At 65.9% G+C, this 19,557-nt stretch carries 19 protein-coding genes and 1 tRNA gene; 18 read left to right on the forward strand and 2 right to left on the reverse strand.

Features of this window, described 5'->3' with window-relative positions; all coding sequences use genetic code 11:
• Window positions 1-317: 317 nt before the first annotated feature.
• From CYJ26_RS09080 to CYJ26_RS09100, 5 genes are read left to right on the forward strand one after another with little or no spacing between them, the layout of a single operon-like run.
• Entirely contained in the window at window positions 318-2,105 is a 1,788-nt protein-coding gene (locus tag CYJ26_RS09080) for an ABC transporter ATP-binding protein (protein WP_040319486.1), read from the forward strand.
• Window positions 2,102-3,850 (forward strand): ABC transporter ATP-binding protein, encoded by a 1,749-nt coding sequence (locus CYJ26_RS09085; RefSeq protein WP_040319487.1) that lies wholly within the window; start codon window positions 2,102-2,104, stop codon window positions 3,848-3,850. The genes CYJ26_RS09080 and CYJ26_RS09085 overlap by 4 nt, the downstream gene beginning before the upstream one ends.
• Before the next feature lie 34 nt (window positions 3,851-3,884).
• Window positions 3,885-4,481: an MptD family putative ECF transporter S component gene (locus CYJ26_RS09090; RefSeq protein WP_006548065.1), complete on the forward strand. Its 597-nt coding sequence runs from the start codon at window positions 3,885-3,887 to the stop codon at window positions 4,479-4,481.
• Complete coding sequence (locus tag CYJ26_RS09095) at window positions 4,474-5,160, forward strand: energy-coupling factor transporter transmembrane component T family protein (RefSeq protein ID WP_006548066.1); 687 nt, start codon at window positions 4,474-4,476, stop codon at window positions 5,158-5,160. Before CYJ26_RS09090 ends, CYJ26_RS09095 begins: the two co-directional genes overlap by 8 nt.
• Window positions 5,157-6,548 (forward strand): ABC transporter ATP-binding protein, encoded by a 1,392-nt coding sequence (locus CYJ26_RS09100; protein ID WP_006548067.1) that lies wholly within the window; start codon window positions 5,157-5,159, stop codon window positions 6,546-6,548. The genes CYJ26_RS09095 and CYJ26_RS09100 overlap by 4 nt, the downstream gene beginning before the upstream one ends.
• 139 nt (window positions 6,549-6,687) lie before the next feature.
• On the opposite strand, the gene CYJ26_RS09105 is transcribed toward CYJ26_RS09100, so the two are convergent.
• Window positions 6,688-6,761: transfer RNA gene (locus CYJ26_RS09105), tRNA-Gly, on the reverse strand.
• A 77-nt stretch (window positions 6,762-6,838) separates the two neighbouring features.
• Here CYJ26_RS09105 and CYJ26_RS09110 point away from each other — a divergent pair.
• The 3 genes from CYJ26_RS09110 to CYJ26_RS09120 all read left to right on the forward strand — a co-directional run bounded on the left by CYJ26_RS09110 (window position 6,839) and on the right by CYJ26_RS09120 (window position 9,448).
• The gene (locus CYJ26_RS09110) at window positions 6,839-7,390 is read left to right on the forward strand and encodes a TM2 domain-containing protein (protein WP_101638310.1); all 552 of its coding nucleotides are present in this window, start codon (window positions 6,839-6,841) and stop codon (window positions 7,388-7,390) included.
• Between the two features lie 196 nt (window positions 7,391-7,586).
• Entirely contained in the window at window positions 7,587-8,270 is a 684-nt protein-coding gene (gene dcd / locus CYJ26_RS09115) for a dCTP deaminase (protein ID WP_006548069.1), read from the forward strand.
• Window positions 8,267-9,448: a hypothetical protein gene (locus CYJ26_RS09120; RefSeq protein ID WP_034235923.1), complete on the forward strand. Its 1,182-nt coding sequence runs from the start codon at window positions 8,267-8,269 to the stop codon at window positions 9,446-9,448. The genes dcd and CYJ26_RS09120 overlap by 4 nt, the downstream gene beginning before the upstream one ends.
• Before the next feature lie 200 nt (window positions 9,449-9,648).
• Here the strand turns inward: CYJ26_RS09120 and CYJ26_RS09125 are convergent, their stop codons facing one another.
• Window positions 9,649-10,443, reverse strand: a complete 795-nt coding sequence (locus CYJ26_RS09125; RefSeq protein ID WP_034236016.1) for a 3'-5' exonuclease — start codon at window positions 10,441-10,443, stop codon at window positions 9,649-9,651.
• Between the two features lie 250 nt (window positions 10,444-10,693).
• Between CYJ26_RS09125 and CYJ26_RS09130 the strand changes: the two genes are divergently transcribed.
• The 10 genes from CYJ26_RS09130 to fbaA all read left to right on the forward strand — a co-directional run bounded on the left by CYJ26_RS09130 (window position 10,694) and on the right by fbaA (window position 18,374).
• Window positions 10,694-11,491: an NADPH-dependent oxidoreductase gene (locus tag CYJ26_RS09130; protein WP_048780421.1), complete on the forward strand. Its 798-nt coding sequence runs from the start codon at window positions 10,694-10,696 to the stop codon at window positions 11,489-11,491.
• 16 nt (window positions 11,492-11,507) lie between these two features.
• Entirely contained in the window at window positions 11,508-12,407 is a 900-nt protein-coding gene (locus CYJ26_RS09135) for a serine hydrolase domain-containing protein (protein ID WP_006548073.1), read from the forward strand.
• A gap of 94 nt (window positions 12,408-12,501) precedes the next feature.
• Window positions 12,502-13,401, forward strand: a complete 900-nt coding sequence (locus CYJ26_RS09140; RefSeq protein WP_145990783.1) for an AarF/UbiB family protein — start codon at window positions 12,502-12,504, stop codon at window positions 13,399-13,401.
• Window positions 13,317-13,583 carry a hypothetical protein gene (locus CYJ26_RS10615; protein ID WP_161800699.1) on the forward strand — a complete coding sequence of 89 codons (267 nt, stop codon included), beginning with the start codon at window positions 13,317-13,319 and terminating at the stop codon, window positions 13,581-13,583. Before CYJ26_RS09140 ends, CYJ26_RS10615 begins: the two co-directional genes overlap by 85 nt.
• A 3-nt stretch (window positions 13,584-13,586) precedes the next feature.
• The gene (locus tag CYJ26_RS09145) at window positions 13,587-14,117 is read left to right on the forward strand and encodes a hypothetical protein (RefSeq protein ID WP_048780423.1); all 531 of its coding nucleotides are present in this window, start codon (window positions 13,587-13,589) and stop codon (window positions 14,115-14,117) included.
• A 286-nt stretch (window positions 14,118-14,403) separates the two neighbouring features.
• The gene (gene tpx, locus CYJ26_RS09150) at window positions 14,404-14,901 is read left to right on the forward strand and encodes a thiol peroxidase (protein WP_006548077.1); all 498 of its coding nucleotides are present in this window, start codon (window positions 14,404-14,406) and stop codon (window positions 14,899-14,901) included.
• A 233-nt stretch (window positions 14,902-15,134) separates the two neighbouring features.
• Window positions 15,135-15,704, forward strand: coding sequence for an orotate phosphoribosyltransferase (pyrE, locus tag CYJ26_RS09155; RefSeq protein WP_006548078.1), 570 nt, complete (start codon window positions 15,135-15,137; stop codon window positions 15,702-15,704).
• Between the two features lie 149 nt (window positions 15,705-15,853).
• The gene (locus CYJ26_RS09160) at window positions 15,854-16,396 is read left to right on the forward strand and encodes a hypothetical protein (RefSeq protein ID WP_141560448.1); all 543 of its coding nucleotides are present in this window, start codon (window positions 15,854-15,856) and stop codon (window positions 16,394-16,396) included.
• A complete protein-coding gene (locus tag CYJ26_RS09165; RefSeq protein WP_006548080.1) occupies window positions 16,393-17,070 on the forward strand; it encodes a TrmH family RNA methyltransferase in 678 nt (225 codons plus the stop codon). Before CYJ26_RS09160 ends, CYJ26_RS09165 begins: the two co-directional genes overlap by 4 nt.
• A gap of 248 nt (window positions 17,071-17,318) precedes the next feature.
• Window positions 17,319-18,374 carry a class II fructose-bisphosphate aldolase gene (fbaA, locus tag CYJ26_RS09170; RefSeq protein WP_006548081.1) on the forward strand — a complete coding sequence of 352 codons (1,056 nt, stop codon included), beginning with the start codon at window positions 17,319-17,321 and terminating at the stop codon, window positions 18,372-18,374.
• Window positions 18,375-19,557 lie beyond the last annotated feature (1,183 nt).

Here is a 19,557-nt window from a genome sequence, read left to right on the forward strand (position 1 = left end):
ACGGGCGACTCGAACACCTCCGCGGCTCCGCCCTCGGCTTCCGCAACCTCACCCACTACATCGCTCGGTCGCTGCTCGAAGCCGGAGGGTTTAGACCCGCGCTACACCCTCGTTCGTGAAGAGCCCGCCCCGCCCAGTGGAGCGCACTCATCGACCACGCCATCGTAGACGAGGATACGATCCGATTCGTATTTCGCACCGGTGAACAGGTGAGCATGACCCTGCAAGGGTGATATTGTAGCGGTTGACGTGCACGGGTAGACACACCTCCCAGAAATCAAGTAAGGTTAGACTTACCTAATAAGGACGGTGTTTACGTGAACGATAGTGTAACAGATCAGGTTGTTGAAGGCGAGTATGGGTCGGCGAAGGAAAAATCTGTCGCTGGCCAGAACGCGATCCGTCAGCTATCGCAGCCGGTGAAAGGCAAACTGTTCGTCGCGCAGGTCTTAGCGTTCGCCTCCGGGGTGTTGGCCATTGCCCCGTATGTGGCTCTGGTGGAGCTTGGCAGAGAACTTATGCAAGACCAGGTGGACCCGGCGCGGGTGAACTGGATCGTCATACTCCTCGTCAGCGCATACATGGCCCGGTTGAGCTTATATTTTGTTGCATTGGGTGTGACGCATTTTATTGACCTGTCGTTGCGTAACCAGATGCGCCGGCAAATTGCCGCCCGAATGTCGACTGCTCCGCTGTCGTGGTTTACCCGCGAGGGTGAGGGGAAGATCCGCAAGACCATTCAGGATGATACGGCCACGGTGCACACAGTAATCGCGCACGGGCCGATAGAGAAACTGAACGCGATCGTATCCCCGCTCGCCTTGTTGATGTATGCGTTTGTGGTGGATTGGCGACTCGCGTTGCTGTCGATTGCGACGATCCCGCTCTATGTGGGCATGTATGGCATGTCGATGCGTGGGATGAATGAGAAGACCGCGCAAATGGATACCAAGCTCGCTCAGGTTTCGGCAACGATGGCCGAGTTCGTTGCCGGTATCTCAGTGGTGAAAGCGTTCGGCAAGGTCGGCCAAGCACATAAAGCCTATTTAGATGCAGCTAACGAGTTTTCTAAGTTCTACCGGGCGTGGTGTATGCCGCTGGTGTCGATGTCGGTCGCCTCATTTTCGTGGGTGTCGATCCCGGTGTTGTTGATCGTGAACCTTGGCGGTGGCGCGTTGATGATGAACGCCGGTTGGGTGAGCATCTACGAGGTGATAGCGACGACGTTGATTGCCTTGGTGTTGCCGGGCGCATTGATGACGGTCGCAACCATCGCCTGGTCTTACCAGCTTGCGGGATCGGCTGCGGTGCGCCTCGTTGCGGTGATGGAGCTACCGGCATTGAGCCAACCCGATGCACCACAGACACCACACGGTCATGATATCGAGATTCGGGGTGTGTCGTATGCCTATGACGACACCCAGGCATTAGACGAGGTAAGCCTGAGCATTCCGGCAGGCACGGTGACCGCGCTGGTTGGCCCGTCGGGTGCGGGGAAATCGACGTTGGCGAGTTTGATGGCCCGCTTTGATGACCCGGACGCTGGCACGATCACTATCGGCGGGGTTGATCTAAAGAGCATTTCCCAGGATGTGTTGTATTCGACGGTCGCATTCGTCCTGCAAGATGCACAGCTTATTCGCGACACCATCCACAACAACATTGCCCTGGGCGCGCCAGACGCAACCTTGGATCAGGTGCGGCAGGCGGCGAGAGCAGCGCAGATCGACGAGTTCATCATGAGCCTGCCAGATGGTTACGACACCGTGTTGGGGGAGGATACCCACGTTTCGGGCGGGCAGGCAGCCCGTATCGCAATCGCCCGGGCGCTCATGGTTGATGCCCCAGTGTTGGTGCTGGATGAGGCGACGGCGATGGCGGACCCGGAATCGGAATCGAAAATCCAACAAGCTCTCTCGACTCTTGCCAAAGGCAGAACCGTGATTGTGATCGCCCACCGACTGGCCTCGATCAGAGGGGCAGACCAAATCGTCGTCATGGAACGCGGGCGCATTGCTGTGGTCGGTAAACACGACGAGCTGTTGGGTAATGCGCACTATCAGGCACTTCTTGCCCAAGGTGCATGCGAGGAGATGACACGATGAATCAACTATTGCTACCACGCTTTAAGCGTTTGATGGAACCCGCCTCGTGGCGAGACCTCTCGGTCGGTCAAGCGTGGGGTGCGGTCTCAGGACTGTGTCACGGCTTTGCCCTGCTGACTCTGCTTCCCGCAGCAAGTGCCCTAGCAACCGGAATGCCGGTGTGGGGGCTGTCGTTTTCGGGCTGGCTCATCGCCTTGGCGGTAATCGCGATGCTGGGCGTGGGCACGGAGTTTTATGGCATGCGCACCGGCTATATCGGCGCGCTCGGATTCATTCACGACGTCCACCAAGCGGTCGGCAACAAGGTAGCCCGCCTACCGTTGGGAGTGTTCGATTCGGGTAGCTCTGGACGGCTGTCGCGCATGGTCACCCAGGAAATGATGAACCTGGGCGAGTCGGCGGCACATTTCATTTTCTCCCTCGTCCAAAAACTCTCAGCCGTGCTGGTGATCACTGTGGGAACCTGGTTCTGGGATTGGCGACTGGGACTGACCTTGACGATCGCCTTCCCGATCATGCTCGCCTTCCTCCATATCTCCCGCGTGCTTCTTGATAAAGGTAAGCAGGTTTCCGAACCAGCCGAGTCAGAGTTGGCGGCTCGCATGGTCGAATTCGCCACCTGCCAAGGCGCGCTGCGCTCCTGCCATGTCGCCGACGACTACCCGGCCCTTGATCGGGCATTCAAACAGGCTGACCGCAAAAGCCGCAAAGCATTGTGGATCGAAACATTAGCGAACCTGATTAATGGAATGTTCGTCCAAGCGCTCATTGTGGTGATGATCTGGCTGACCGCCCAACTCGCCCTCGGCGGGCAAATGAATGCGCTGAACGCCGTGGTCACAATCGGCATGTGCCTGCGGTTCACCACCATGCTCCAAGACATCGGTGGCTGCATGACCGGGCTGGAAGAACGCCGCCAGCAGATGAACCACGTCGACAAGGTCATGGATGCCCCCGAACTGTCCGAGCCCGATGCCTCCACACCGATAAACGCCCCTGGTGATGTTCGTTTCGAGGACGTCACCTTCAGCTACGATCCGGACACCCCGGTTCTCCGTGATATTTCCTTCCATGTCCCGCAAGGCGGCATGTGTGCCCTGGTTGGTCCATCTGGGTGCGGGAAGACGACGATCGCCCGGTTGGTTGCACGTTTCTGGGATGTGCAGTCCGGCAGCGTGCGCGTTGGCGAAGTGGACGTGCGCGAGCAGACCACCGAAGATTTGATGCGCCAGGTGTCTCTCGTCTTCCAAGACGTCTACTTATTCAACGACACTCTCGAAGCCAACATTCGCCTTGGCAACCCAGAAGCCACCGATGAAGAAATCAGGTGGGCCGCTGACCTGTCGGGCGTGACGGAAATCGTCAACCGGCTCCCAGACGGCTGGAATTCATTGGCGGGTGCTGGCGGGCGTGCACTGTCAGGTGGGGAACGCCAACGAGTGTCCATCGCTCGCGCTTTGGTGAAGAAGGCCCCGATCGTGCTGTTCGATGAGGCCACCAGCGCGTTGGACGCGGAAAATGAAGCCAACATTGTTGCGGCGATGAATGAGCTACGCAAACACTCCACACTGATTGTCATCGCCCACAAACTTGAAACCATTCGCCAAGCTGACCAAATCATTGTGCTCTCCCACGGTGGGCGTATCGCTCAGCGCGGGCCTCACGACGAGCTGGTCAACCAGCCAGGTCAATACCGCGATTTCTGGCAAGAACGCATCAACGCAGCCGGATGGCAACTCGTCTAAACACAGTACGTATAAGCACATGAAAGGAAAAACTATGTCCACACCCACATCTTCGCGCCTCAACGCGCGCGACTTCATCAACATTGGCGTCTTCACCGCCTTGATGTTCGTCATCGTGTTTGCATTCGGAATGCTCGGGTTCATCCCCGCCGCCATGTATGCCGGTTTCTTGCTTTCTATCCTCGTTAACGGCATCGTCTTTGCGCTGTTCACAGCACGCACTCCGAAGATGGGGGCGTTGACAATCATGCTGATTATCATCGAAATCCTCTTTTTCGTGACCGGCCACTGGGTGGGCGGCGTCGCGGTGGCCGCTGTATTCGGCCTGCTCGCCGACCTAGTCATCACCAAGGGACCGAAGAACGTGAAAGTTCGCGTTCCGCTGGCATACGCACTGTTTATTCTGCCGATCTACGTGTCACCGTGGATGCCGCTATTTATGAACCAAGACGCATATATGTCGCAAATCGCCGAACAAATGGGTGCCGAGTATGCCGCCAAGATGGCACAGGTCGTCACGATTCCGATTCTGTTGGGCTTCTTCGTCGTGATGCTCATCGTGGGCTGGCTTGCTGGTCTGTTGGGAACCAGGGTCGCGCGCAAACACTTTGAACGGGCCGGTCTTGTCTAAACTTCCCGACCCGCGCACGATTATCGCAGCGCTCGTCATCGTCTCCACCACGATCTACAGTGCCTACTCGCCGTGGTTCGTGTGTACTCTGGGCGGATTCGCCGCCGTGATGCTGGCGAGCGCTGCAATCAACCCCAACACGCTCGTGCGCCCGAGCTGGGTGGCCGTCTACCTGGCCACGTTTGCGGTCCTCGGCGGGCTCGTCTTCGTGATACCACTGGTGTGGAAGTCAACGGCCAGCGCGTTCCTCATGCTGTTTTTGCAGTGGATGTGGCGATTCAGTGTCAGCGCAGGAATGGGAGCCTACGCGATCGGCGTAATCCGACCCGCCACCTTGCAAAAAGCACTCGCCAGCTCACGGATCCCGACCTGTTTCACGATCCCAATCTCGGTTGCCTTACGTGTGCTGCCCGTGATCGGCCACGAGGTTAAAGCGATCTCAGATGCCATGAAACTACGCGGGATGTCCGTGCTCTCACTGCGTGCGGCGCAATACTTCACAATCCCTCTGCTATCGACCGTGGTACGCAGCGGGGACGAACTGGCATCGGCCGCCCTCGTGCGCGGACTGGGCGGAACCGCAAAGCCCACCTCAGTCACAGTCGTGAAATTCCGAGTGGTCGACGCAGTCATTCTGCTCATCGTTATCGGCTTCGCGATATGGAGAATCGTCCTATGACAATAGCCCAAGCAACTAGGGTCACCTTCACCTATCGAGGAGCAGACCACCCCTCAATCAACGACGCAACCATCACCATCACACCCGGAACCGTCACCTTGCTGTGTGGCGCGTCAGGGTCAGGAAAAACCACCGCACTACGGCTATTTAACGGGCTCATCCCGCACTTCCACGACGGCGACCTTACCGGAAACGTCACAGTCGACGACATTGACGTGGCACAAACAGACCTGCCACGCCTTGCCCACCATTGTTCGACAGTGTTTCAAAACCCGCGCACCCAGTTCTACACCACCCACGTGCGCCAAGAACTCGCCTTCGGCCCAGAAAATCTCGGCCGCGACCCGCAGGAGATCTGTGCCCGCATTGACGAGGTCGCAGCCGAGTTAGGTATCGTCGACCTGTTGGAATCCCGCGTCACACAACTATCAGGCGGACAAATGCAGCGCGTGGCCTGCGCCGTCGCCATGTGCAACAACACGTCGCTGATCGTCTTTGACGAGCCAACCGCGAACTTGTCCGCTGACGTTATCGACCAACTCGCCACACTCATCGCCAGGCTCAAAGCTGATGGACACACCATCATCATTGCTGAACACCGGCTAAGTTTCCTTTCCGGGATCGCTGACCGTGTCTACTGCTTCGATAAAGGCAAGATCGCCCTCACCGCAACCGGCGAAGAGTTCTACGCTACCTCGGATGAGGAGCGCAAACAGCTTGGGCTGCGATCCCTAGTGCCCGTATCCATGCCGAGCCTGCCCGAACCAGAAGGTGAAGGGCTCACGATCGACAACCTCGCCTTTGCCTACCGCCACGGAAACACAGTCCTCAATATTAACCACGTGTTGTTTCCGGCAGGGAAAATCACGGCACTCCTTGGCCCGTGCGGTTCAGGGAAATCAACTCTGGCACGCATTGTTTGCGGACTAGAAAAAGTCAAACATGCATCCATCACACTCGGCGGACAAAAATTCACCAGCCGTGACGCCTACCTTGTGATGCAAGACCCAACCCGGCAGCTATTCTCGGACACAGTCATCGACGAAGTCACGCTCGGCACGACCAAAGCCGAAAAGCAACACATCGATGCCCACGCGATCCTTGCAGAACTCGACCTTGCCGACCACGAGGCTGATCATCCCCAAGCACTCTCTGGCGGGCAACGTCAACGTCTGGTTATTGCTACAGCGCTTGCTGCGAACAAGAAAGTTTACATCTTCGACGAGCCCACATCCGGTGTTGGCTACAAGCACCTTGTCGCGATTTCCCGAGTAATGCGTAAACTCGCTGATACCGGTGCCGTCGTCATCGTCATCACCCACGATGCCGAACTCGTTACCGAGGTCGCCGATCATAGCGTCCGCCTCGATCAAATCAACGCCTGCTAACGCAAACGCTCGCTCAACCGAAAGGGAGGAAAGCGTTTCCGCAGGTCAGAGCTAACGCGCTATACACTCGCTAACGTTTTGACCCCCTTGGGGTGTACTCGCTAACGCAAACGCCTACTTATCATTTTCGACGTCATAGTGGAGCGGGTGACGGGAATCGAACCCGCGCTGTCAGCTTGGGAAGCTGAAGTTCTACCATTGAACTACACCCGCGCGCTCACCTTCCGGTGAGGTGCGGGAGCAGCATACCCTACGCAGGACCCTGTTCTGCAAATGACCGAGAGGCAGCAATGACCATCACGCCCCAGCCCTCCGACCCCCTGTCCTCAGGTCCGGATCCCTTGTCCTCAGGTCCGGATCCCTTGTCCTCAGGCTCGGCCCCGCTGTCCTCTGCGTCCGCCGACGTCAGCGGCGACCAGCTCGGCCAGCTCAACGCCCAGACCTACGGGCAGCCGGCCGCGGGCTACACCGACCCGGCCTACTCCCAGCAGCCTTACGGTCAGCAGGCCTACACGAACCCGGCCTACGCCCAGCAGCCATACGCCCAGAGCGCCCCGGCCTACCAGCAGGGCTACACCCAGCCCGGCTACGTGACCAACCAGAAGTCCAAGCTCGCCGCCGGCCTGCTCGGCATCTTCCTGGGAAGCCTGGGCATCCACAACTTCTACCTCGGTCACACCGGCAGGGGCGTCATCCAGCTGCTCATCTCGCTGATCTCGCTGGGCTTCCTCTCCTGGGTCTCTGCCATCTGGGGCATCGTCGAGGGCATCCTCATCCTCACCGCCCAGCCCGGCGCTCAGCCGTGGGGCGTGGACGCCCGCGGCGTTCCGCTCAAGGAATGACGGCTGCGGCCCGCGAACCTGGTGATCACGCCGGCGCCCCGCTGGCCGCTCTGCCAGCCCCGCTGCTAGGCGAGAGCGCCGACGCAAGCCGCCTGCGCCGTCGTCCCTGACCGTGGCACTGTGCCCGGCCGGGGACGACGGCGTCTTCGCGCCGATTCTCATGCCACATCCAGCCACGGCTGGCACAATCAGCCCCGTGCTGCTCTCCGACCGTGACATCCGTGCCGAGCTCGACGCCGGGCGTGTGCGCCTGGACCCGTATGACCCGGCGATGATCCAGCCCGCGTCCATCGACGTCCGCCTGGACCGCTGGTTCCGCCTGTTCGACAACCACCGTTACCCGGTGATCGACCCCGCCGTCGACCAGCCCGAGCTGACCCACCTGGTGGACGTCGGCCCCGACGAGCCCTTCATCCTCCACCCCGGCGAGTTCGTTCTGGGCGCCACCTACGAGCGCGTCACCCTGCCAGCCGACATCGCCGCGCGCCTGGAGGGCAAGTCGAGCCTGGGCCGCCTGGGTCTGCTCACCCACTCCACCGCCGGCTTCATCGACCCCGGCTTCACCGGGCACGTCACCCTGGAGCTGTCCAACACGGCGACCATGCCGATCAAGCTCTGGCCTGGCATGAAGGTGGGGCAGCTGTGCTTCTTCCGCTTGTCCAGCCCGGCCGAGGCTCCCTACGGCGCCGGCGCCGCGGGCTCGCGCTACCAGGGCCAGCGTGGCCCCACGGCCTCGCGCTCCTACCGCAACTTCCTGCGCACCCGTATTGAGGACCCCGGCCCGCTGGCCGACGGCGTCGCCTCCTTGTCGGACCTGCCCTCCTCGGCGGGTGGCCTCGATGGTGGCGCCGGCGCGCAGGCGAGCCAGGGCCAGGCATGAGCGCCGACGCTGAGCACCGCCCTGACCTGTCCGTCTCTCTGCCCACGGACACCCTGACCTTCTCCGTGGCCGGGATGCTGCCGGTGGGGCGGTTGGAGGAGCGGCACGCCCTCATCCTGGCTGACGACGTCTCGGCCGAGGAGGTGGAGGCGCTCGCGGTCTCGCAGGACGCCCAGGCGGGGTGGGTGGGGGCCTCGCGCCTTCAGCTGCTGCCGGGCGTTGAGCTGCAGGGCCCCTGGCCTCTCGACGGCGAGCTGCGCGCCCTCATGGGGCTGCCCGAGTGGGCGGCCAGCCTCATGATCTTGGAGTGCGAGCCCGAGCGTCGTGGTGCGCTGCCGCCCGAGCTGGCTGGCACCGACCCTGTGGCCGACGCCTTCCCTGTGGCCCAGCCGGCTGGCACGGAGCTGGTGGCCCTGACGCGTCTGCAGGCCATTGCCCGCCGGCTGGCTGGTGCGCTCCTGCTGCGCGCAGACGCGCCGGCGGGGTCGGCAGGCGGTGCTGGAGCCGACGGCGCAAGCGCGCGAGGCGCCGGCGCGGGCAGCCAGAGCATGAGCGTGCTCGTCCAGCCTGACCCGGACGCCAACGTCAACCTCGACGTCTACGCGCCGGTGTGGCTGACCCCGGATGCCTGCCAGGCGGTCCTGGCTGGTGTACTGCCTGGAGCTCGCTCGCAGCTGGACCCGCGCCTGCCCGAGGGGCCCACGGGGCTGGCTGCTATTCCCCAGGCGGAACTGGATCGTCTGACCGAGCTGCTGGGGGCCGACCTCCTGGACCAGGCCTGGACCGCCGCCCGCGAGCGGGAGGAGGCGGCTGCCGCTCTCGCTGCTGAGGCTGCTCAGGCGGGCAGGACGCTGGAGGAGGTGCGCACGGGCTACGCCGTCGTCGCGCCGGTGGACGAGGCGCGGCCCGGGTGGGGGCACGTTGAGGTCCAGGTAGAGGCGGCGGAGTACCTGCCCCTGGCGGTGGCTGGCGAGCCGTGGGCCGTACACGGGGTGGTGGTTCACCAGATCGTGTGGCGGCCGCTGGAACTGGCCGACCGTGACCCCGCGCGGTTGACGCGGACGCGGCGTGGCGAGCGTGCGGAGGCGGCGGCGCTGATCGAGGCAGCCGCACGCGCGCTGGTGGAGGCTACTGGCGGCCGGGCCCTGGATGAGGACGGATTCCTGGTCTCCCTGTAGCCGGCTTGGTCTGCGTTGGCTCCGTGCGCTGGTGTGGCCGGCAGAGTGATGCAGGGGCGCGGCCTTGTGTTGATTGCTGCGTGCTTTGGCCGGTTGGAACGGCTCTTGGTGATTGTGGCGTGCTCTACGGGCCGCGTGCGGCGCTGCGCGGTTGTGGAAGTACGTTCCAATCGGGGTGGCGCTGGTTTGGGGGCGCTTTCTCAGTGGGCGCGCGGCACGCCTGGGCCCGGGCGCCGGGTCAGGCGCTGCTCCTGGGCGCGCGCTGCGGCGTCGTCCCACGACCATCCGCGAAAGGCGGCGGCGTCAGCGAGCGTGCGCGACCACGCCAGCGGCTCCTCGCCGCGCTGCCTACCCACCGCCATGTAGTGGCGCAACAGGCCAGCAGCGGCCTCGGCGTCGTCGAGCGCGCTGTGGTGGCGGCCGATCTCGACGCCGGCCACCTCGCAGCACGTGGTCAGTCGCCGCGAGGGCGTGGTGATGAAGTGCCGTGCCCACTCCATCGTGCACACGCGAGGCACGCGCGCGCCGCGGGCGAGGTGGCCGCGCGTGCCCAGCGCCTGGGTGAGGAAGCCGACGTCGAAGCGCGCGTTGTGCGCCACGACCACCCGACCGGCGAGGTCGCGCACCAGGAGGTCGGCGACGTCGTCGAGGCTGGGTGCGCCGGCAAGGTCGTCGGGTAGCAGCCCGTGGATGAAGGTGGGGCCAACCTCGATCGCGCCGTCAGGCCCTGCGCCGGGGTTGATGAGAGTGGACCAGGTGCGTTGAGGTGTCCCGTCGGGTGCGGTCAGGACCAGGCCGATCTCCAGGATGGCGTCAGTAGCGGGGGACAGTCCCGTGGTCTCCAGATCGACGACGGCGTAGCCGACCTCGCAGGGGTCGGCCGGCTGCGAGGCTGGCGTGGCGGCGGAGTGCAGCACCGAGGCGTTGGCGGACTGCGGCGCTGGGCCGACCGTGGGGAGAGGACCAAAGCTGCGTGAACGACGGTAGAAGGGCATCGCGGACATGCTAACCGGGACTGAGGGCGCCTCCTCTGACCACCCATGCCTCCACCGGCCACCTCTCTGCCGACGGACCACTCATGGCTCGACCGACCACTGCAAATGCGCGAATCCGGTGGTCGGTCGAGGATTAGACGGTCGGTCGGCGCATTGACGGTCGGTGGGCACCGGCACCCGGCACAGGCCTCGCCCAGGGCATCGGCCTCGCACCCGGTGCAGGCTTTGCCCCCGGCGTTAGGCTCGCCTCATGACTGACGCCGCATCCGCACTGCGCACCGCCCCCGAGGCTCCGGTCCTCAACAGCACGATCCGCGCCCAGCTCGCCCACCGCACCATTCGCTCCTACACCGACGAGCCGGTCAGCCCGGAGGTCATGGAGACCCTGCTGGAGGTCGCCCGTCACTCAGCCACCTCCTCCTTCCAGCAGCAGGTGACCATCATCCGCGTCACCGACCCGGCTCTGCGCGAGGAGCTGCGTGAGGTCTCCGGCCAGCCCTACGTGGGCGGGACCAACGGGGAACTGCTGGTCTTCGTCGTCGACCTGCACCGCAACGCCGTCCTGCGCGAGCGTGCCGGCGCGTCCCTGGAGCCGCTGGAGCGCACCACCTTGTTCCTCCAGGGCGTGGAGGACGTGGTGATCGCGGCGCAGAACGTCGTCGTCGCGGCGGAGTCGCTGGGGCTGGGCACCACCTACCTCGGCTCGATCGGCACCGACCCGCGCCGCGTCATCGCCGCCCTCGGCCTGCCCGAGCGCACCTACCCGCTGCTTGGTCTCCTGGTAGGCCACCCCGGCCAGGAACCCCAGTTCAAGCCGCGCCTGCCGCGCGAGATCACGGTGGGCACCAACTCCTACCCGGATCTGGAGGCGCACGAGGAGGCGCTCGCGGTCTATGACGACGCCGTCGAGCAGTACTACGACATGCGCGACACCGGCCGCCGCGTGGACTCCTTCACCACCCAGATCGCGCGTGCCCTGGGCAAGGGCGGGTCCTCGACCTTTCCGGTGGCGGAGGTCCTCCACGAGCAGCGGCTCTGCCTCGACTAGACCTGGAGGCGCGTCCATGACTGTCTCGACCACGCACGACGGTCGTAGCCTGCCGGCGCTGGAGGCCTTCGACTTCCCGGTGGGCCTGGTGCTCACCGGCGACGGCCAGGTGCTTGCCGAGGCCGGCGAGACCGACGAGGTCTTCCCCTTCGCCTCCGTCACCAAGCCGATTGTCGCCTGGAGTGCGCTGGTCGCCGTCGATCGTGGGCTGCTGAGTCTGGACGATCCGGCGACGCCGGCCAGCAGCGGTGACGGTGGCGGTGCCGGCGGCAGTGACGACGGCGGGGCTCGCGCAGGCCACCAGGTTGCGCTGCCTGGGGCCACGATGCGCCACTTGCTATCGCACTCCTCGGGCATCGCCTTTGACTCCGACGCCGTCCTGGCCCCGCCAGCGCGACGACGCGTCTACTCCAACCGCGGCATCGAGATCCTGGGGGAGCGCCTCGTCGAGGCCACGGGCACGCCGCTGGAGGAGTGGGTGGAGACCACCGTGCTGGAGCCGCTGGGGATGGCGAGCGTGAGCGTGCCTGGATCGCCGGCCTACTCCGGCCAGGGCAGTGCCGGGGACCTGTCACTCTTCGCCCGCGAGCTCGCCGCGCCCACGCTCGTCTCGCCGTCGCTGGCCCGGCAGGCCTGCGACGTCGTCCTCCCGGAGCTCGACGGCGTGCTGCCGGGGTACGGGCGCCAGTCTCCCAACGACTTTGGCCTCGGCGTGGAGATTCGCGGCTCCAAGCACCCGCACTGGACGGGGGCGGGCAACAGCCCGCAGACCTTTGGCCACTTTGGCCAGGCCGGCTCCTTCATCTGGGTGGATCCGGTGGCCGGGCGGCAGGCCGTGTTCCTGGGGGCTCGGCCCTTTGGTCGCACGCATGTGGAGGCATGGCCCGCGCTGAGCGACCAGTTGCTGGCGCTGTGACGACGGCGGACGCTCCGGACGGCGGGCTGCGCCGTCGGGCGGGCTGCTGTCACAGCGCGCCATTTGTGTCACGGGGGTCTCCTGCACTCGCAGCATGACCCTCCTGGAGCTGATGTGGCAGGTTCTGGCCACCCTTGCTGTTGCGGCGGTGCTGGCGGCTGCGATCCGCGCGATCATGCCGCAGGTCGGGCTCGTGCGGGCTCTGGGCGTCTCCCTGGTCGTGGTGGTGATGACGATCCCGCTCACGCGCTGGGCCGGCACGCTGCTCGGGATCATCCAGGAAGGGCAGCTGGCCGTGAGTGCCGGTCTGGCCATGGTGGTGGCGGCGCTCGTGCTGGCCTGCGTCGTCGTGGTGGCGATCATGCTGCTCGTGGCGCTGGAGGCGGTAGTGCCCACCGGATCGGTTCCTGGTCCCGTGAGCTTGGCGCGCGAAGGCGTCAAGGCGTGCCGCAGGAGTCTGCGCTACGCTCACCTGGCGTGGATCGTCTCACGCTCGGGCCTCGGGGCAGCGTTGCGGGAGGGGCCACAGTCTCCGGCCTTCGGGCAGGCACTAGTGCGCACGCTCAACCAAGCAGGCGTTACCTTCGTCAAGCTGGGCCAGATTCTGTCCACACGTGCCGACCTGCTGCCGGCCTCACTGACGGAGGCCTTGGAGGAGCTCCAGTCCTCGGCCGCACCGGTGCACGGAAGCCAGGTGCGTGAGCTGCTGACTCAGGAGTGGGGTGCCTCGCCGGACGAGGTGCTGCATCATCTGGAGCCGGAGCCCTTCGCCGCCGCCTCGGTGGCCGAGGGTGCCGAGCGCCTGGGAGCGGAGGAGCGAGGACGCCTGGCGCGCGAGCTGATGACGGCCACCGCCCGCCCGATCCTGGTTGAGGGGTCTTCCACGCGGACCTGCACCCGGGCAACATCATGCTGCTCGACGATGGCCGGCTGGGTCTGCTGGACTTTGGAGCGATCGGCGTCATCGACGCGGAGACGCGACAGCTGCTGGTAGCGCTCGTGTCCGCTGTGGTCGCTGGTGACAACGTCACTGCCACGGCCGCCCTGCTGATGGCCTTTCCTGCCAGCGGCGCGGTGGAGGTAGACCGGGGCAGACTCCAGCGTGAGCTGGGACGCGTCATGACTCTCCTGGCGCACACGGGTCAGGTTGACCCGGCCACGGTCTCGGACCTGTAGGGCATGCTGCGTGACAACGGCATCACGGTGCCGGGCGATGTGGCGGGGGCGGTGCGCACGCTGACGTCCTTGGACGGCACGCTGCGCGCGCTCGACCCTGAGCTGGGGCTCATGCAGGCGGCGCGGGAGGTGGTGCCTGCCCTGGTGGCCGACCTTGCCTCGCCTCGGCGCAACGCCCAGATCGCTGCCCACACCGCGCTGACTGCGGCGTTGGTGGCCCGCCGGCTACCTGAGCGCGTTGAGCGGGTGACGGACCAGCTCTCGCGGGGTGAGCTCACGGTGGGGACCCGGCCCTCGGCGTCGGACCGCGGCTGGATGCGTGGGGTGGTGGACGACGTCGTCACGGGGGCCTTGGCCTGCGTGTGCCTCGCGATGGGGCTGGTCTTCGTACTGGTGCCGGGCGGGGTGCGCCTGATTGCGGTGCTGACCTCGCACCACCTGGCCGCGGCAGGCCTGGTGCGTGTGGGAGTCGGGCTGGGCATGAGGTTCGTCGTGCGTGTGCTGGGGCGGTGGAGTGGCGCAGCCATGAGTTGATTGGAACGTGCTTTGGCAGATGCGGACGGTCATTGGTGATTGGTACGTGCTCTACGGGAGCTGTATGGCGCTGCGCAATCGGGTAGGCACGTTCCAATCGACAAGGCGACGCTCCAAAGGGGGCGTGGCGCCGTGTGGTGCTGTCCGGTGCGCTGCTGGGGCTGGGCTGGCTCGTCCGGCGTGCTGTCCACGGTGCGCTGGCCCACACGCCCCGGCCGCCGTCAGCGGAACTGAGAAGTTACTGGGATGACTGGTGCTGCTACTCATCGAATGAGATGATGAGTTCATGGCTTCAATCACGCTGCAGAACAACCCCGTCACCACCGTTGGTGAGCTCCCCGCCGTCGGCGCCGCCGCCCCCGCCTTCGAGCTCGTGGGCGCGGACCTCACGCCGGTGACCAGCGAGCAGCTGGCCGGCCGCCGCGTCGTCCTGTCCGTCTTCCCCTCCGTTGACACCGGCGTGTGCGCCCAGTCCGTGCGCGAATTCAACAAGCGCGCCGCCGAGCTGGACAACACCACTGTGGTGTGTGTGTCCATGGACCTGCCCTTCGCCCAGGCTCGCTTCTGTGGCGCCGAGGGGCTCGACGGCGTCGTCACCGCCTCCGGCTTCCGCTCCACCTTCGGTGCGGACTACGGCCTGACCATGGCTGACGGTCCGCTTGCCGGCCTGTACTCGCGCGCCGTCGTCGTCATCGGTGCGGACGGCAAGGTTGCCTACACAGAGCAGGTCCCCGAGATCAGCCAGGAGCCCAACTACGAGGCGGCCATCGCCGCGCTGGCCTGAACCGCGGTCGGGCGCGGGCTAGACCCGCGCCCGGCTGGCCAAGGCCCGGGTCTGGCTGGCCTGGGCGCATACCGGCGCCGGCCTGCCCTGGCCCCTGACTAGCCGTCGGGCCGCTCCTACCCCTGGCCGACCGCCGGGCCGCTCCTATCTCGCGCCCGCGCCGCCGCGCCGTCCTTGTCCCACACCCGCGCCGCCGGGCTGAGGCGATCGCCGTCGTCGCCTACCCTTAGAGCGTGATCGCCAACGACTCTCACCGCGCCCGCCTGGCCCAGCTCGTCAACGACCTCGCCGTGGTGCGAGGCAAAGTCACCCTCGCCTCCGGTCTGGAATCGGACTTCTACGTGGACATGCGCCGCGCCACCCTCCACCACGAGGCGGCCCCGCTCATCGGCCACGTCATGCTCGACATGCTCGAGGAGGCAGGCCTGGGCACCGATGAGATCGCGGCCGTCGGCGGCCTGACCATGGGAGCTGACCCGGTGGCCACCGCGATGCTCCACGCCGCCGCCTCGCGTGGGCTTGACCTGGATGCCTTCGTGGTCCGCAAGGCCGCCAAGGACCACGGCATGAAGCGCCGCATCGAGGGGCCGGATGTCGCTGGGCGCGACGTCGTTGTCCTGGAGGACACTTCGACCACGGGAGGCTCGCCTCTGGAGGCGGTCGAGGCCCTGCGTGAGGCTGGGGCCAACGTGCGCGCGGTCGCCGTCATCGTTGATCGAGACACGGGCGCCCGCGAGCGCATCGAGGCTGCCGGCCTTCCCTATTTCGCCGCGCTCGACCTGGACGACCTCGGTCTGCGCTGAGACCCGGTGCCCGGGGCGTGGTCGTGCTGATCGTGTCGAGCCTGAGGCCTGGCCTGGCCGGAGTCTGGCCGCCGGCAGCGGCTCCCGGCCCGTCACCCGCGCCCGCTGAGGGTTGGGCCGGCCAGGCGACGGCAGGTCTTGTGGTCGGCGTGTTGCTTCTCATCGCTGTGGCCTACCTCAGCCTCGTGTGGCGTCATGGCCGCAGGCTGCACGCGGCCGGGGAGATGATTGACCAGTTCTGGCGCGGCCTGGAGGCGGTCCTTATTCGCCACCACCGCGCCGCAGAGGACCTCGTGCGCCAGGCGGACGCGCGCGGCCTGCTGCCGGACGGCGACCGCGAGCGCGCCGAGTCCGCCGTCGCCTTCGCGACCATGACCGGCACACCTTCCCAGCGCGCGCGCCGGGAGGAGAAGCTGCACGAGGCGATGGGCGTCGTCGTCTCCCGCCTGGGACCTGGCGACGACGCCGCCGCGACTGAGCCCGCGCCTCTTGCCAGCGCGGTGGCCGAGTACGTGGCCGCCTGGGATGAGGTCGAGGCTGTGGGGCGACGCTACAGCGAGCTGGCGATGGGGTACAACAGGCTCGTGGCTAGCCCTTTCAACGTCCTGTGGAACCGTCGCCTGGAGCGCCAGCCGGCGCAGGTCTTCACCCCTGAGCACCCCGGCGCGCTGCACGCGGTTGACGTCCTGTGAGCGGCGCTGACTACTGGGCTGGGCTCCCGCCTGAGCAGGACCGCCCGGCGGATGTGCGGGAGGTCGGCGTCGGCCCGTGGCCCGGGGGAGAGGCCGCCTGGCCGACGGACCCGCGCTATGACCGCGAGCTCCTGCGTGACGGCGACCGACGCAACGTCGTCGACCGTTACCGCTACTGGAGCGTCGAGGCGGTGCGAGCGGACCTGGCCTCGCGGGCGCACGGGCTGCACGTGGCGATTGAGAACGTGACGCAGGACCTCAATATCGGCTCGATCGTGCGCACGGCGAACGCCTTTAACGTCGGGGCGGTGCACGTGGTGGGCCGACGCCGGTGGAACAAGCGCGGCGCCATGGTCACCAACCGATACCTCGACGTGCGCCACCACCCTGAGCCGTCGGGCCTGCTGACCTGGGCTGCGGAGGCTGGCTACGAGCCGATCGCGATCGACAACGGACCTGGCTCGCTTCAGCTTGAGCATGCGCAGCTGCCGGAGCGCTGCCTGCTCGTCTTTGGCTCGGAGGGCGAGGGCATCAGCGAGGAGCTGCGCGCCGGCTGCACCCGGCTGCTGAGGATCGGGCAGTACGGGTCGACCCGCTCCATCAATGTGGCGGCCGCGGCGGCGATTGCCATGCACACCTGGGTGCTGCAGCACGCCGGTCCCGCGCCGGACTGAGACGACGGCGCCAGGCGGAGTAAGGCTGCGGCGTCGGCTGGCTGCAGACTGCTGCGTCGGGTGGCGTCGGGGGACCGCGGGCCGGGCTGGGGGTTGCGGGCCGGGCTGCAGGCTGCGCCGTTGGCCGGCTCGGGCTGCGGCGTCGGCCGCGATGAGACATCCAGGACGTTCAGCCGGTTTCCGCTGGCCGTTATCCGTGGGACAATCGGCACTGCACCACTGCACTTTGAATACTCAGGAGGCATCCAGTGGCCATTGCAACCCCGGAGTCCTACGCCGACATGCTCGACCGCGCGAAGGCTGGCGGCTACGCCATCCCCGCGATCAACGTCACCTCGTCGCAGACTCTTTCCGCCGCCCTTCAGGGCTTCGCCGAGGCCGAGTCTGACGGCATCGTCCAGGTCTCCAACGGCGGTGCCGCCTACTGGTCCGGCTCCTCCCGCGCCGACAAGGTCAAGGGCTCCCTGGCCATGTCCGCCTACGCCTACGCCATCGAGGGCCTGTACCCGATCACCTTCGCTCTGCACACCGACCACTGCCCCAAGGGCATGATCGACCCGTGGCTGCGCCCGCTGCTGGAGATCGAGGTTGAGCAGGCCAAGCGCGGTGAGCCCACCGCCTTCCAGTCCCACATGTGGGACGGCTCCGCCGAGACCCTCGAGGACAACATCGCCATCGCCAAGGAGCTGCTGGCCCTGTCCAAGCAGGCTAACACCATCCTTGAGATCGAGATCGGTGCTGTTGGTGGTGAGGAAGACGGCATCAAGGGTGAGGAGAACGCCAACCTCTACACCACCGCTGACGACGCCTGGGCCGCTGTTGAGGCCCTGGGCCTGGGTGAGAACGGCCGTTACACCACCGCTCTGACCTTCGGTAACGTCCACGGCGCCTACAAGCCCGGCCACGTCAAGCTGCGTCCCGAGCTCCTGGGCGAGATCCAGGACGAGGTCGCTCGCCGCCTGGGTGACCGCCTGCAGACCAAGGTCGGGGACAAGAAGTCGCCCTTCGACCTGGTCATGCACGGTGGCTCCGGCTCCACCGCCGAGGAGATCGCCACCGCTGTGCGCAACGGTGTCATCAAGATGAACGTGGACACCGACACCCAGTACGCCTTCACGCGTCCGGTTGTTGACCACATGCTCAAGAACTACGACGGCGTCCTCAAGATCGACGGCGAGGTCGGCAACAAGAAGGCCTACGACCCGCGCTCGTGGGGCAAGGCTGCTGAGAAGGGCATGGCTGCCCGCGTCGTCGAGGCCTGCGAGCGTCTGGGCTCGGTCGGCTCTGCTTCCAAGCACCACTGAGTCGGATCGCGGTCGGGGGCAGCGCTGCCGCTGACCCGCCGCGAACGGTCCGCTCAGGGCGCCTAGCGCGGTGCGGCTAGTGCAGCTAGTCCCGCGCCGTGGTCCGGGATTGCGCCGGACCAGGTAGGTGCCGCGCGTTGGCAACGCCGTCGTCCCACTGTCTTCGGATGGTGGGACGACGGCGTTGCTGCGTCTGTCGGTGGTCGTGCGGAGGCGGTGGGGTGTGACTGTTGGCGGGGCGCCTGTGGTTGGGGCCCTGCGCCCGTGGTGTCGTGTGTGGCCTGTGGGGATGACGGTGTCCGTGGTGTTGTGCGTGGCCTGTGGTGCTGCTTCCTGGCTGCGTCGGTTGAGGTTCTGGGCCGTCGGTCTGGTCTTGGCGCGCTTCCTGGATACGTCGGTTGAGGTGCTGAACCGTTGGGCCGGGGTCGGTGAGACGCTGAGAGGTGTCGGTTTAGGCGCTGGACAGTCGGTTCGGGTGTGGCGGGGATGGGGTTCGACTGTTCAGGGCCTGAAGCGACGGAGACGCGACGGAGACGCGACGGAGATACGGTGGCGTGCGGGCCGGGGCGGGTGGCGTGCGGGGGCGGTGCGATGGGCTTTTGGTGCGTGGGTTGGGTGATTGGTGCGTGCTTTGGTGAATGTGACGGTCTCTAGGGGAGTGCTAGGGCACGTACCAATCGAGGGCGCACGTACGCATCGGGGGAGGCACGTTCCAATGGGGCTGGGGCTGGGGCTCGGCTGGGGGAGCGCGCAGCTATGGGTGAAGGCACGTCCGCATTGGGGAGACACGTACTAACAGGGCTGGCGCCTGGGTAGAGAAGTACGCCACGACGGCTCAAGCATGCGGCCGGCGGGTGGAAGCCCGCCACTACGGCAGAAAGGCGCACGCATCGGGGGATGTGCGTTCGAGTGGGGGTGGTGGGTTTGATGGCTGCGTCGGTTGAGGCCCTGAACCGTCAGTTTGGGGCTGGCGTGTGGCCTAGGAGCGTCGGTTTAGGCGCTTAACAGTCGGTTCGGGTGTGGCGGGGATGGGGATCGACTGTTCAGGGCCTAAAGCGACGGGAAGAGGCGACGGAGATGCGGTGGCGTGCGGGCCGGGGTGGGGGCGACCACGGGCTCTGCGCGCGTGCGGGCCGGAGGCGACTTCCTCCCCTCCCCTGGCCTCCGCAACCGCAGCAACGGC

The sequence above is a fragment of the Actinomyces urogenitalis genome, assembly GCF_002861525.1.
Lineage (GTDB): Bacteria > Actinomycetota > Actinomycetes > Actinomycetales > Actinomycetaceae > Actinomyces > Actinomyces urogenitalis.

Excerpts from the sequence above, each read along its gene's own strand:
- CYJ26_RS09120 (WP_034235923.1), top strand. The coding sequence starts at position 8,267 with ATGAGCGCCGACGCTGAGCACCGCCCTGACCTGTCCGTCTCTCTGCCC.
- CYJ26_RS09125 (WP_034236016.1), bottom strand. The coding sequence starts at position 10,443 with ATGCCCTTCTACCGTCGTTCACGCAGCTTTGGTCCTCTCCCCACGGTC.
- CYJ26_RS09085 (WP_040319487.1), top strand. The coding sequence starts at position 2,102 with ATGAATCAACTATTGCTACCACGCTTTAAGCGTTTGATGGAACCCGCC.
- CYJ26_RS09090 (WP_006548065.1), top strand. The coding sequence starts at position 3,885 with ATGTCCACACCCACATCTTCGCGCCTCAACGCGCGCGACTTCATCAAC.
- CYJ26_RS09145 (WP_048780423.1), top strand. The coding sequence starts at position 13,587 with ATGCTGCGTGACAACGGCATCACGGTGCCGGGCGATGTGGCGGGGGCG.
- CYJ26_RS09100 (WP_006548067.1), top strand. The coding sequence starts at position 5,157 with ATGACAATAGCCCAAGCAACTAGGGTCACCTTCACCTATCGAGGAGCA.
- CYJ26_RS09140 (WP_145990783.1), top strand. The coding sequence starts at position 12,502 with ATGACCCTCCTGGAGCTGATGTGGCAGGTTCTGGCCACCCTTGCTGTT.
- CYJ26_RS09130 (WP_048780421.1), top strand. The coding sequence starts at position 10,694 with ATGACTGACGCCGCATCCGCACTGCGCACCGCCCCCGAGGCTCCGGTC.
- tpx (WP_006548077.1), top strand. The coding sequence starts at position 14,404 with ATGGCTTCAATCACGCTGCAGAACAACCCCGTCACCACCGTTGGTGAG.
- CYJ26_RS10615 (WP_161800699.1), top strand. The coding sequence starts at position 13,317 with ATGCTGCTCGACGATGGCCGGCTGGGTCTGCTGGACTTTGGAGCGATC.
- CYJ26_RS09110 (WP_101638310.1), top strand. The coding sequence starts at position 6,839 with ATGACCATCACGCCCCAGCCCTCCGACCCCCTGTCCTCAGGTCCGGAT.
- CYJ26_RS09135 (WP_006548073.1), top strand. The coding sequence starts at position 11,508 with ATGACTGTCTCGACCACGCACGACGGTCGTAGCCTGCCGGCGCTGGAG.